12 protein-coding genes are annotated in these 12247 nt (G+C 62.7%); 8 read left to right on the top strand and 4 right to left on the bottom strand.

Translation table 11 applies throughout. From position 1 onward, the window contains the following. Nucleotides 1–5 precede the first annotated feature (5 nt). From IVB29_RS36485 to IVB29_RS36450, 8 genes are all read left to right on the top strand, one after another. Nucleotides 6–1703, top strand: a complete 1698-nt coding sequence (locus IVB29_RS36485; RefSeq protein ID WP_247508264.1) for a methyl-accepting chemotaxis protein — start codon at nt 6–8, stop codon at nt 1701–1703. Between the two features lie 36 nt (nt 1704–1739). Further along, a complete protein-coding gene (locus tag IVB29_RS36480) occupies nt 1740–2228 on the top strand; it encodes a chemotaxis protein CheW (RefSeq protein WP_247508263.1) in 489 nt (162 codons plus the stop codon). A 59-nt stretch (nt 2229–2287) separates the two neighbouring features. Next, nucleotides 2288–4090, top strand: coding sequence for a methyl-accepting chemotaxis protein (locus tag IVB29_RS36475; RefSeq protein ID WP_247508262.1), 1803 nt, complete (start codon nt 2288–2290; stop codon nt 4088–4090). Between the two features lie 142 nt (nt 4091–4232). Next, a complete protein-coding gene (locus IVB29_RS36470; RefSeq protein ID WP_247508261.1) occupies nt 4233–5087 on the top strand; it encodes a CheR family methyltransferase in 855 nt (284 codons plus the stop codon). Nucleotides 5088–5103: 16 nt separating this feature from the next. After that, nucleotides 5104–6195 (top strand): chemotaxis response regulator protein-glutamate methylesterase, encoded by a 1092-nt coding sequence (locus tag IVB29_RS36465; RefSeq protein ID WP_247508260.1) that lies wholly within the window; start codon nt 5104–5106, stop codon nt 6193–6195. A gap of 6 nt (nt 6196–6201) precedes the next feature. Next, entirely contained in the window at nt 6202–7926 is a 1725-nt protein-coding gene (locus IVB29_RS36460; RefSeq protein ID WP_247508259.1) for a chemotaxis protein, read from the top strand. Nucleotides 7927–8079: 153 nt separating this feature from the next. Continuing rightward, a complete protein-coding gene (locus tag IVB29_RS36455) occupies nt 8080–8526 on the top strand; it encodes a hypothetical protein (protein ID WP_247508258.1) in 447 nt (148 codons plus the stop codon). Between the two features lie 123 nt (nt 8527–8649). Further along, a complete protein-coding gene (locus IVB29_RS36450; protein ID WP_247508257.1) occupies nt 8650–8934 on the top strand; it encodes a hypothetical protein in 285 nt (94 codons plus the stop codon). A gap of 404 nt (nt 8935–9338) precedes the next feature. Here the strand turns inward: IVB29_RS36450 and IVB29_RS36445 are convergent, their stop codons facing one another. The 4 genes from IVB29_RS36445 to IVB29_RS36430 form a co-directional block, all read right to left on the bottom strand. Further along, nucleotides 9339–9812, bottom strand: a complete 474-nt coding sequence (locus IVB29_RS36445; protein ID WP_247508256.1) for a VanZ family protein — start codon at nt 9810–9812, stop codon at nt 9339–9341. Nucleotides 9813–10433: 621 nt separating this feature from the next. After that, complete coding sequence (locus tag IVB29_RS36440; protein WP_247508255.1) at nt 10434–10607, bottom strand: hypothetical protein; 174 nt, start codon at nt 10605–10607, stop codon at nt 10434–10436. Between the two features lie 96 nt (nt 10608–10703). Continuing rightward, a complete protein-coding gene (locus tag IVB29_RS36435; protein ID WP_247508254.1) occupies nt 10704–11219 on the bottom strand; it encodes an HAD family hydrolase in 516 nt (171 codons plus the stop codon). A 90-nt stretch (nt 11220–11309) separates the two neighbouring features. Beyond that, a complete protein-coding gene (locus IVB29_RS36430) occupies nt 11310–12101 on the bottom strand; it encodes a transglutaminase-like cysteine peptidase (protein ID WP_247508253.1) in 792 nt (263 codons plus the stop codon). Between the last annotated feature and the right edge of the window lie 146 nt (nt 12102–12247).

The following is a 12247-nucleotide window of genomic DNA, read 5'->3' as shown; positions in this document are numbered from 1 at the left end:
TGGAGATGAGATTTACGGTCAAGGCAAAGCTTGCCAGCGCGTTCGGTGTGGTCCTGTTGCTCTCGATGGCGGCGGGCGGCCTCGCTTATGTGAAGCTCAGCGAGATGATCGATACCGCCGACAGCCTGGTGTCGCGCGCCGGCCGGATGGACCGTGCGGCGGAGATCGAGAAGGGCATTCTGCTTCAGGTTCGCGCCGAGAAGAACCTCCTTCTCGCGCCCGATAGCGAGGCGGACGGCTTCGTCGCTGAGATCGCCAAACAGCGCGAGACGCTTCTGAAGCTGAAGGAGGAAATCCATGCGCAGGCCTCCACCGAAGGCAAGAAGCTGATCGAGAACTTCGGTGCTGCCTACGCCCGGATGAATGCAGTTCAGGATAGCGCTCTCAAGACCGTCCGGACCGACAGGCCGAAAGCCGTCGAGCTCTCCGCGGTTGAGGTCCGCAAGGCAGTCCGCGAGGCGATGGACGCCGCCAACGTCTACATCACCAACGTCAAGAAGAACATGAACGAGCAGGCGGCCCAGGCGCACGAGGACGGCAATCGCGCCCACATGATGCTGGTCTCGGCCGTGGTTGCATCGCTCGTGATCGGCCTGGTCGCCGCGATCTGGATCTCGATCAGCATCTCCCGCGGCCTCGGCCGCGCGGTCGGTCTTGCCGGTGCGGTGGCGGCCGGCAATCTCAGCCAGACGATCGATATCTCCAGCAATGACGAGATCGGCGATCTCGTCAAATCGCTGAACATGATGGTCGAGAAGCTTCGTCAGGTTGTCGAGGAGGCTCTCACGGCGGCAAGCAACGTCTCCGCGGGAAGCCAGGAACTCTCCGCCAGCGCCGAGCAGCTCTCGCAAGGCGCGACCGAGCAGGCCTCGTCCGCAGAAGAGGCCTCCTCCTCGATGGAGGAGATGGCCTCCAACGTGAAGCAGAACGCCGACAACGCCAACCAGACCGAGAAGATCGCCGCGCGATCGGCCTTGGATGCCGAAGCCAGCGGCGTTGCCGTGGGCCGTGCTGTCGAGGCGATGCAGACGATCGCCGCGAAGATCACGATCGTGCAGGAGATTGCGCGCCAGACTGACCTGCTCGCGCTCAACGCGGCGGTCGAGGCCGCGCGCGCCGGGGAGCATGGCAAGGGTTTTGCGGTGGTTGCCTCCGAAGTGCGCAAGCTCGCCGAGCGCAGCCAGGCGGCGGCCGCCGACATCGGCACGCTGTCGACGGAAACCGTGAAGGTCGCGCAGGAAGCCGGCGACATGCTGTCCAAGCTGGTGCCCGACATCAAGAAGACCGCCGAGCTGGTCCAGGAGATCACGGCGGCCTGCCGCGAGCAGGACGTCGGCTCGGCCCAGATCAACCAGGCGATCCAGCAGCTCGACAAGGTCGGCCAGCAGAACGCCAGCGCCTCGGAGCAGGTATCCTCGACTTCGGAAGAGCTCGCCTCGCAGGCCGAGCAGCTTCAATCGACCATCTCGTTCTTCCGGATCGAGCACGCCGCTCGCAACGAAAGGGCCGCGCCCGCGCCGATCGACCGTGCGGTCGGCCAGCTCCGCGCCAAGGCCGCAACCATGGCGGCTGCCGATCGCGGTGCAAAGAAGCCCGCTCCGGTCCGCAAACCCGCACGTGCGCTGAAGGCGGCGAACGGCGGCGGCTTTGCGTTCGACATGCAGGACGGCGAAGACGACCGCGACGCCGAGTTCCAACGCTGACCGCAACTTGAAAACCACCTGACCCTGGACTGCATCATGGCCGCAACCTCGCAATATCTGACGCTCGGGCTCGCCGGCGAGACGTTCGGCATCAGTATCCGCAACGTCCGTGAGATCCTCGACATGCGGCCGATCTCGCGCCTGCCGCACGCGCCGAACTTCCTGCTCGGCATGATCGATGTGCGGGGTAGCGGTTATCCGATCGTCGATCTCAGGACCAAGCTCGGCCTGCCGGCCGTGGCGGCCACTGAAGCGACCCGCATCATCATCCTCGACGTGCCGATGAAGGACCGTCTGGTCGGCGTCGGCTTCGTCGCCGATTGTGTGTTCGAGGTCACCGATATCGACGAGCAGGCGATCGAGCCCATCCCCGAGGTCGGCGGCAAATGGCAGTCCGACTATGCCGCCGGCATCGGCCGCAAGGGCGAGAAATTCGTTGTGATCTTCGACCTCGCCAAGCTGATGGCGAACGACGAGATCCCGGAAGGACGTAACGCGGCGGCGGATTCCTCCCGTGCCGCCTGAGTTTGCAAGTGCGTGGTCAAGCGTAAGCACCCCAATTCGAACCAACGAGACCGACTGACATGAGATTCACCGTCAAAGCCAAGCTTGCCAGCGCCTTCGGCGTCGTCATCCTGCTGTCCATGATCGCTGGTGCGGTCGGCTACCTGAAGCTGGCCGACATGGTCAGCACCACGGAGGTTCTCGTCGGCCGCGCGGGCCGCATGGAAAAGGCCGCGGAACTCAAGGAAGGCATCCTGTTCCTGGTGCGCTCCGAGAAGAACTCGATCCTTGCTGCGTCCGACGCAGAGCATGAGCAGTTCCGGCTTGACCTGATCAAGAACCGCGAAGCGGTCGCCAAGTCCAAGGATGAGATCTACGCGGCCGCCAGCGAAAGCGGCAAGAAGCTGATGGAAGGCTTCAACGTCGCGTTCGCCAAGCTGAATGCCTATCAGGATGAGACGGTCCAGCTTGCAAAGTCCGACAAGCCGAAGGCGCTGGACCGCTCCATGCATGACGGCCGCAAGGTCGTCGCGGACGCGCTGGACGCGGCCGACGGCTACATCAAGAACGTCAAGAAGAACATGGCCGAGCAGGCCGAGCAGTCCAAGCAGGACGGTGCCCATGCCGAGATGCTGCTGATGAGCCTCGTCATCGCCTCGCTCCTCATCGCCGTTGTTGCGGCGACCTGGATCGCGATGAACATCAGCCGCGCGCTGGCGCAGGCCGTCGGCCTCGCCGATGCGGTGGCGATCGGCGATCTCAGCCACAAGATCGAGTCCTCCAGCAACGACGAGATCGGCGATCTCATCAAGTCGCTGAACGCGATGACGGTCAACCTGAATGCGACGGCGGCGCTGGCCAACCAGATCGCACAGGGCGATCTCACGGTCGAAGCCAAGCCGCTGTCGGACAAGGATACGCTTGGCCTTGCGCTCGAGCGCATGGTGGAAAAGCTCCGGCAGATCGTGTCGGAGGCGCTCACGGCCGCGCAGAACGTCTCGGCCGGCAGCCAGGAACTCTCCGCCAGCGCCGAGCAGCTCTCGCAGGGCGCGACCGAGCAGGCCTCCTCGGCGGAAGAAGCCTCCTCCTCGATGGAGGAGATGGCTTCGAACGTGAAGCAGAACGCCGACAACGCCAACCAGACCGAGAAGATCGCCGCGCAGTCGGCCAAGGATGCCGAGGCCAGCGGCGCCGCGGTCGGCCGCGCCGTCAACGCGATGCAGACCATCGCCGAGAAGATCACGATCGTGCAGGAGATCGCGCGCCAGACCGACCTGCTCGCGCTCAACGCCGCGGTCGAAGCCGCGCGCGCCGGCGAGCACGGCAAGGGCTTTGCGGTCGTCGCCTCCGAAGTGCGCAAGCTCGCCGAACGCAGCCAGGCGGCCGCGGCCGAGATCGGCACGCTGTCGACTGAAACCGTCAAGGTAGCGCAGGAAGCCGGCAATATGCTTTCCAAGCTCGTGCCTGACATCAAGCGGACGGCGGAGCTGGTCGAAGAGATCACGGCGGCCTGTCGCGAGCAGGACGTCGGCTCGGCCCAGATCAACCAGGCGATCCAGCAGCTCGACAAGGTCGGCCAGCAGAACGCCAGCGCTTCGGAGGAGGTGTCCTCGACCTCGGAAGAGCTCGCTTCGCAGGCCGAGCAGCTTCAGTCCACCATCGCCTATTTCCGCATCGAGCAAGCACGTAGCCAGGCGGCCGCGCCGATCGACCGGGCGGTCAATCAGCTGCGCGCCAAGGCAGCCACCATGGCGGCCGTCGAGCGTCCGGCCAGGAAGCCGCAGGCCAGGCCGGCACGCGCCGTGAAGGTTGCCGGTGGCGGCGGCTTCGCCTTCGACATGAACAATGGCGAGGACGATCGCGACGCTGATTTCCAGCGCTAAGACCGTCCGGAGGATCGGCCCGTCATTCAGCCGTGGGCCGGTCCGTCTTCAGTTGCTGGCGTAAACGCGTAGGATTCAAGATGGCCCGTTCGGCCCGACATTCAGTGCAGGCGGCGGCCATCCCGGATGGGGGCACGCAGCGATGATGCCTGCCGTGCAGGATGCGGCCGTCCATCTGTCGGACCGCCACTTCCGGACCATCGCCGAACTGATCGAGGGGCAGGTCGGCATCAAGCTGCCGCAGGGCAAGCGGCTGATGCTGGAGGGCCGGCTGCACAAGCGCGTGCGCGCGCTGAACTTCTCCGACCTCAACGAGTATGTCGATAACCTGTTCGAAGCCCAGCATTTCGACGCCGAGCTCACCCATCTCATCGATGTGGTGACGACCAACAAGACTGACTTCTTCCGCGAGCCGCAGCACTTCACCTTCATGCGTGACGTCGCGATCCCCGCGCTGCTCAAGTCGCACGGACGCAGGGATGCGAACCTGAAGATCTGGAGCTCCGCGAGTTCGACCGGCATGGAGGCCTACACGACCGCGATGGTGCTCGACGACATGACGCGCAGCGGTTCCCGGTTTCAGTATCGCATCCTTGGCACCGACATTTCGACCGCGGTGCTCCGCCTCGCCAAGACGGCGATCTACACCCGCGACGTGCTCGCGCCGGTGCCGGAGCACTTCGTGAAGCGGTATTTCCTGTCGTCGCGGGATCGCTCCCGTAGCGACGTCCGCGTGGCGCCGGAGCTCAGGCGCATGACGCATTTCATGCGGATGAACCTCATGGACGCGTCCTATCCGGTGGATCGGGATGTCGACATCATCTTCTGCCGCAACGTCCTGATCTATTTTGACAAGCCGACCCAGCGCAAGGTTGTCGAGCAACTCTGCAACCATCTGCGGCCTGGCGGCTATTTACTGGTCGGACATTCGGAATCGATGATTCACAGTGCAGTGCCGGGTTTGAAGCAAGTTCAGCCAACCATTTTCCAGGTCTAGCCGGAGCGCAACCAAAATGCCGAGGGAGAAAGTTCGCGTGCTGATCGTGGACGATTCGGCGTCGGTGCGCCAAATCCTGCAAACCATCCTCAGCGAAGACCCTGATATCGAGGTGATGGGGACCGCATCCGATCCGTTTGCGGCGGCGCGTCGTCTCCAGAACGAAATCCCCGATGTCATGATCCTGGATCTGGAAATGCCGCGCATGGACGGCATGACGTTTCTGCGCAAGATCATGGCGCAGCGTCCGATCCCGGTGATCATCTGCTCCTCGCTCACCGAAGAAGGCTCGAACGTGATGTTCGAGGCGTTCGAAGCGGGTGCGGTAGATATCGTGCCGAAGCCGAAGATCGACACGCGACAGGCGCTGTTCGAATGCTCCACGCGGCTGCGCGAGGCCGTGAAGTCGGCGGCGCGCGCACGGGTGCGCCCGCGGGCGGAACGCCGCATCATCGAAAAGAAGCTGACCGCCGATGCCATCATCCCGCCGCCGGTGCAGGGCAGAGTGCGGCCGACGACGGAACGCATCGTCTGCATCGGGGCATCGACGGGCGGCACCGAAGCGCTCAACGACGTCCTCGAGATGCTGCCGCCGCATTGTCCGCCCATCGTCATCGTCCAGCACATGCCGGCAGGCTTCACCGCCGCCTTTGCAAAGCGTCTCGACGGCGTCTGCCAGATCCGGGTCAAGGAAGCCGAGGACGGCGAGCCGGTGCTGCCGGGCTGCGCCTATATCGCGCCGGGCGCCCGTCACATGCTGCTCCAGCGCATCGGCCTGCGCTACCAGATCGCGATCAAGGACGGCCCGCCGGTGTCACGGCATCGCCCGTCGGTTGACGTGCTGTTCCGCTCGGCCGCCCAGCATGCCGGCGCCAACGCGCTCGGCGTCATCATGACCGGCATGGGCGACGATGGCGCGCGCGGCATGCTGGAGATGCGCAAGCTCGGCGCCTCGACGCGGGCACAGGACGAGGAAAGCTGCGTGGTGTTCGGTATGCCCAAGGAAGCCATCGCCCATGGCGGCGTCGAGAAGGTCGTCTCGCTGCACCATATCCCGCGCGAGATCATGCTCTGGTACCAGGCCGGGCACGTGGCGGCAGTGGGCTGATCGCAAATGTCCGTCATTCCGGCCAACACCCTCACTGAAGCGATCGCGGCGATCGATGACGTCTCGTCGCGGATCGAGGACGTCTTCGCGCGGGTCGGTCAGGAGCTCGGGCGCGGCCACCTCATTTTTGGGGAGTTGAACCAGGGCCTCGCAACGCTCTCCGAGGAACTCTCCGGCGCCGAGATCGAGGGCGCTGCCACCGCGTTGCAGGTGATCGCCGCGCGGCTCAGCGAACTGGCGCAGGCGCTGCCGGCCGAGAGCGCCTTGCTGGCGACGATTGGCACCAGCACGGCGGAAGCGTCTTCGCTGCTCAAGCCGCTGTTCAAGCACATCGGGATGATCACGATCATCGCGCGTAGCGCCCGGATCGAGGCGGCTTCGCTCGACGGCGATCGCGAGGGCTTTCTCGCCTTCACGCAGGAAGCTTACGATCTCGGCAAGGCCGTGCAGGGCTCGATCGAGGGGTGCGCAAAAGACCAGCAGCGCTTGTCAGAAGCCGTCGCCACCGCGTCTGGCCGGCAGAAGGAATTCGAGAGCCGCTACGGAAAGCAGTTGGTGTCGGAAAGCGCCGAGCTCGGCGCAGCCTATTCCGGATTGCGCGACCAGCGCCGCAACAGCAGCCAGCTCGCCGTTCTTGCCGGCAGCAGCACCAAAAAGATCGCCGAAGCGGTCGGCGGCGCGATCATTTCCTTGCAGGCCGGCGACAGCACGCGCCAGCGCCTCGAGCATATCGGTCACGGCCTCGGCCTTGTGTCGGGATCTTCCCCGAGCCTCGTCCCTGATGCGGTGGCGAGCGGCGACGGCGCGCGCGCGATCTGCCAGTTGCAGGCGGCTCTGCTCAGGGATGCCCAACGCGAGTTCGGCGGCGATATCGGCCAGATTGTTCGTGCGCTGACCGCCATCCTGCACGACGCTGGAAGTGTCGTTGGCCATGGTCGCACGCTGTTCGGCGCGGATGGCGGCTCATCGTCGTTCCTGACGCGCATCAAGCAGACGCTGGCACATGCTTCGACCTTGATCGCCACCTGCGAAGGCGCCGGCCGCGCGGTCGACGAGGCGCTCGCTATCGTCGAGGACACGCTGGCGAAATTTCGCCAGGCCATTGCCGGCCTTGCCGAGGCGACTGTCGACATCACCCTGATCGGAATGAATGCCGGCCTCAAGGCGAGCCATCTCGGCAGCCGCGGCAGCGCCTTCGTCGTCATCGCCAACGAGCTCAAGGCGACTGCCGACCAGGTCTCGGCGGGCGCAGGGCGCTTGCGGCCCGTGCTCGACGGCATCGAGCGCTCGGCAAGAGAGCTGAAAGAGCTTCGCGTGCAGGGCGATCCGACGCAGCTCGCCAATCTCGAGCCGCAGATATTCCAGGCGTTGCGCGAGGTCGAGGCCGGCAACGAACGGCTCGGCAAGCTGATGAGCCGGCTGGTCGACGAAGGCGCGGAATTCGAAGGCCTGATGAACTCGGCGCAAGGCCTGATGACCACGCTCGGCGAGAGCTCTGCGACATTGCCTGCGGTCGCCGCGCGGCTCGAGACAGCGAGCGCCGGCGCGCAGCGACCGCAGCCGGAGGCGCAGGATCAGGCGGCGCTCGATGATATCTTCGCGCGCTACACCATGGAGCGCGAGCGGGACGTCCACCGGGAATTTTTGCAGACGCTTGGGCTGGTGTCGATCGCCACCACGCGGCGTGTCGAGGCGGTCGAGACCGCGGATGACGGTATAGAATTGTTCTGACGTTCGCCGCCGGCTCGCCTCGTGCGTCGGCGGCAATTCGACGGATTGGGTTTTCAGGGCGTTAACCCTGCCGAAAGCGCTCGCAGTTCAGTCATTGTCGCGCCCCAGAGTTGGTTGCAAATACAGGTCAATTTTCACCTCGGGAAATTTCCCATGTTGAGAGACGGCAAATACGGTGCCTGGTTCAGGACCCCGCGCGGCCAGGGCACCGGTGTCGTGGACCTGATCGAGGGACGCATCGCGGGCAGCGACAGTTTCTTCACGTACGGCGGTTCGTATCAGGTCGATCAGCAGCGCTTCACGGCCATCCTGACCGTGAAACGGCATGCCGAAGGCAATCCGAGCGTGTTCGGTCCCGACGAGGTCGAGGTCAATCTTTCGGGCGAGTGCAACGGCTCGGTGGCGACCTGCTGGGGCACGGCGAGGGAAGCGCCCGACGTCAAGTTCGAGGCGACGCTGATCTACAGCCAGGAAGACGCGCCGGCAGCCGACGCCAAATGCGCGATCGTGAAGCTCAATGCCGACAAGCTGCCCAAGGGCTTCGACAGCCGTTCCCGGTCGCGCCATCCCACCATCATTCACAAGGCGCCGGCTTCGTAACGAGGCCGGTCTTAGGCTTGCGTTGACGCTGTTGGCGCGAAGGCGATCAGGCGCGGCGCCGCGCCAATAAAGCATTTAGAGGTGGAAATCTAGTCTGCGGCATAAACAAGGGTGGTCAAGAACATGCCTCAGATCTGGATGACGTACAATGAACTCGGCGCGCTTTGCGGCTGCGGCGCAATCGAGGCGAGGGAGCGTGCGATTCATTTGTCGCTCGATCGTCGCAAGAGTCGCGACGGGACGACGCGCGTGAAACTCGATCTGGCACTGACGGCGAAATTCTTCGCATCCGTGCGCGAGTCGGATTTCGATCTCGATTGCGCCATCGAGGCGCTCCACAACACCCATCGGCATATGGCCGAACTTCTGGGGTCGAATGAGATCCGCGACAGGCGCGGAGCGGCTTGAGCCGTTCCGGATGTCGGCCCGCCGCGACAGGCGGGCGTCAGGACGCTACTGGCGGGAAATTCCCATCTCTTTCTGCAGTTGCGGCGAGAGCCCCATTGCGCCCTCGGTTCGGCCTTGCCCGGTTCCGGCATTGCGTGTCGCCGGAACTGCATAGGCAGGGGTGGCCGAGGACGTATTGGGGCTGTTGACCGTCCCCGAAGTGCCGCTGCCCTGCGCATTGCGCGCGGGGGAGGTGTAGGTGCCTTGAGCCTCGGCGGAGCAAGATGTTCCGATCAACAAGGCTCCAGCCAAGAATATGCCATATCTCATCGTGGTCAGGGTCCGATCGCTGCAAAGAAAGACAGTATGAACCGGAGGCTGTTTGGCGCCAACCGAAGTTTTGGCTTTCGCGGATCAGACGCAACTCATGAGGGCGGCCTGGGCAGGAACGCCAGAATCGTTTGGGCCAGGAGCACGCCTACGATCCCGCCAGCCGCCTTTTGCAGCACGTCGAGAATATGTGGATCTTGACCCAGTATAAGGGCTTGAAAGATCTCAAGAAAGCCAGCAACGATCAGAACCAGAACGCAGGCTCCAGTGATACGTCCCGGCAACAGGAAGGACAACAGGAAGCCCAGCAGCGCGTAGGCACTGAAGCGCTCAATGACAATCACCCAATATGTTTCCGCATGCCCCATCAGCGCCGGCCTGCCCGCCAGCTTGGCGAGGGTGGCATAAGCAAGGAGCACGAGACAGACGCCCGTTGCGGCTAACAGACGGTTGCGGCGCATGCCCGACCATACCGCCAATGTCCGTGCCGGTGCTTGAAACCTGCCGGTATCGTTAAAGCGGCCTTCCGCGCAATCGGGCAGGCAGCACGGCGTTCGTGGCTTGCTCAAGTTTTCGGACGCGGCATGACCAAATATCCGGCGTCAGTTGCTGCGCCGACTGCCGGACGCGGCCCGTTTCATCGAGGTGACGTTGCGGTTGTCCGATCGCATCAGGAACTGCGGGGGTTGGGAGGGCCGCGAGGGGCGAACATAGGGCTCCCACTTGGCATATCTTTCGCGGTTTCTCCGTGAAACGACCGTACGCGTACCATAGCCCGCTGCGAACGAACTTGCCACGATCAAAGTTAATAGAAGGACAGCAAGCATCGAACCAGACCTAGCGGGTATGCGAGATGTGGACTGTTTACCGATCTTGCTCAACACGGATAAGGCAGAACTGCGGAATACCGATGACGAGCGGTCACATGAATTTGCTCACTGCTGCCGGAACGGAAACAGACGACGCGGACTGTAATCGCCGTATCGCGACGATCGTAACCGCTATACTAATTCTGCAACCGTCCAAACGCATCCTTCGGATCATGCTTCTCATGGCCGCGACTGCCTAAAACGACGGCAGCGACTACGCGAGGTCGCCCCGCGAGTGGCGTACGTGCGGCAAATCAGGTAGAGAAATTCCCGGAGATGAAGTCAGCGACAGCATGCGGCGCAAAAGCATTGGTGGGCCAGTTAACGGCGCCGATTCTGTCCGGTCTTCTTGAGCTGTGCAAGGCGCACTGCGACGGAGCGCTCGGAGCGCTCCAGTTTTGCGGCGATCAGTCGCGGCGGATAACCCTCAGCGTCCAGCTTTAGCAGCAGCGACTCCTGGTCTTCGGTCCATCGCGTGCTTTTGTTGCGAGACATCGCAACCTCGGACATTCTTGCAGCTCATACAATGCGACAGCGAGATCACGGTTCCTGCTTCTAGCCGATCGGTCTCATCCTCAAACGTGAGCTTGATCAGGGCATTCGTTGGAGTTGCGTCAAAAGCGGGACGATAAACGACCTCAGGTCCGGTCCCTGAAACATATGACCTCTAATACCAGCCGCGGCCGCAGCTTCGAGGTCGCTCTGCTTGTCGCCGATCAAGATGCTCCGGCTGATGTCAACGGAATGTCGCTTTGCAAGTTTGTTGATCATGCCGGGTTGTGGCTTTCGGCAAATGCATATTTGCCGATACTGGGCGATAGTGCCTTCAGGGTGGTGCGGACAGTAAGCAAACTCATCTATGAACGCGCCTGCTTCTGCCAATTGTTGCGCCATCCACTCATGAAGCGCGCGAATCTGATGCTCAGTGTAGAATCCCCGTGCAACACCTGATTGGTTTGTGACCACAAAGGCAAGATAACCGGCTTGATTGACAGCTTGCACAGCTTCCAGCGCCCCTTCGATCCATCGAATCTTGCTCGGCTCAAAGGCGTAGCCATCGTCTTCGTTGAGAACACCGTCGCGATCGAAGAATACTGCGGGTCGCATCACTACCGCTCTGATTGATTGCTGGACGAATGTCTTTCCGACAAGCTTTGACGAATCTCAATCAGAAAATTTCCAAAGCCGAAATCTCACTTATGTCAGGCCCCGCGTCCATAGCCTGGAGGTTCCATCACTTTGGGCTCGAACGATACTGTAGTCCCTAAGTGCCTGTAAGAGCTTGATGATCGCGGGCCTGCGATTGTCAAGAACCAGGTAGTCCCCATCCTCCTTCACGATGAGTACAAGATGGTGCTCGCCTGTCTTGCGGATGACGACCTCCGCGAGCAACAGCGCGGACGAGGCCCAGCCGGCATTTAGCAGCAAGTGGCGTTTGGTCACCGCATAGTCTGCGCAATTGCCCTCTTGTGGAAAGATTTGCCAATTGAGGTCCATCGCATCTGTCGCGCTGGTTGGCGTGATGCTGGTGTTCACCGCCGTGTTGACCACGTTTAGCTGATGCCAAAGCGCCGCGAAGTCGAATCGGTCAACCGCCTGCTGAGTTCCTGCTTGCGGGTTACATTCCACCGGATAGCGCGTGCAAAAAAGCGTGAACGCCATCGGTGGCAAAACGCGATCATCCTGCGAGGTCGCGGAAGTCTGCTCGGCGCAAATCACCATTGAGATAGCCAGGATCCACTTGATGTGCCTCATGACCACGATCCTCACTGGTTCGGCTATCGTGAGGATCATCGGGCAGCTATCGAGCGGAAGTTTGGCGACGATTGTGTGCATCACGGATTCGCCTGCGCAAAATTGCGGCTCTTGTCCGGATTGCAAGCAGCATCCACCGTGATCATACACCGCGACGGTCTCGACGAAGAATCTTTGATCGGTGCCGATATCGTCGCCGGCGACGCGAGAGCCGTGGTCGCGCGTCAGGTTCACGAAATGCGAGCTGGCGCGTCAGGAGTGGGGCGAACGTCGCTTGAGCCTGGTTTCGCTCAGTTGGTACCTGCCGGCGTGACTGGCCTTGGGGCCCAACGCCACGACCGAGGTTCCGTCTTCTCAGCAAGTCCTGCTGAGACAAATTG

Origin of the sequence: Bradyrhizobium sp. 1 (assembly GCF_023073315.1) — a bacterium.
Classification (GTDB): domain Bacteria; phylum Pseudomonadota; class Alphaproteobacteria; order Rhizobiales; family Xanthobacteraceae; genus Bradyrhizobium.
This window is presented reverse-complemented; position numbering and strand designations above follow the sequence as displayed.

Excerpts from the sequence above, each read along its gene's own strand:
- IVB29_RS36475 (WP_247508262.1), top strand. The coding sequence starts at position 2,288 with ATGAGATTCACCGTCAAAGCCAAGCTTGCCAGCGCCTTCGGCGTCGTC.
- IVB29_RS36440 (WP_247508255.1), bottom strand. The coding sequence starts at position 10,607 with ATGTCTCGCAACAAAAGCACGCGATGGACCGAAGACCAGGAGTCGCTG.
- IVB29_RS36485 (WP_247508264.1), top strand. The coding sequence starts at position 6 with ATGAGATTTACGGTCAAGGCAAAGCTTGCCAGCGCGTTCGGTGTGGTC.
- IVB29_RS36470 (WP_247508261.1), top strand. The coding sequence starts at position 4,233 with ATGATGCCTGCCGTGCAGGATGCGGCCGTCCATCTGTCGGACCGCCAC.
- IVB29_RS36435 (WP_247508254.1), bottom strand. The coding sequence starts at position 11,219 with ATGCGACCCGCAGTATTCTTCGATCGCGACGGTGTTCTCAACGAAGAC.
- IVB29_RS36460 (WP_247508259.1), top strand. The coding sequence starts at position 6,202 with ATGTCCGTCATTCCGGCCAACACCCTCACTGAAGCGATCGCGGCGATC.
- IVB29_RS36450 (WP_247508257.1), top strand. The coding sequence starts at position 8,650 with ATGCCTCAGATCTGGATGACGTACAATGAACTCGGCGCGCTTTGCGGC.
- IVB29_RS36480 (WP_247508263.1), top strand. The coding sequence starts at position 1,740 with ATGGCCGCAACCTCGCAATATCTGACGCTCGGGCTCGCCGGCGAGACG.
- IVB29_RS36465 (WP_247508260.1), top strand. The coding sequence starts at position 5,104 with ATGCCGAGGGAGAAAGTTCGCGTGCTGATCGTGGACGATTCGGCGTCG.
- IVB29_RS36455 (WP_247508258.1), top strand. The coding sequence starts at position 8,080 with ATGTTGAGAGACGGCAAATACGGTGCCTGGTTCAGGACCCCGCGCGGC.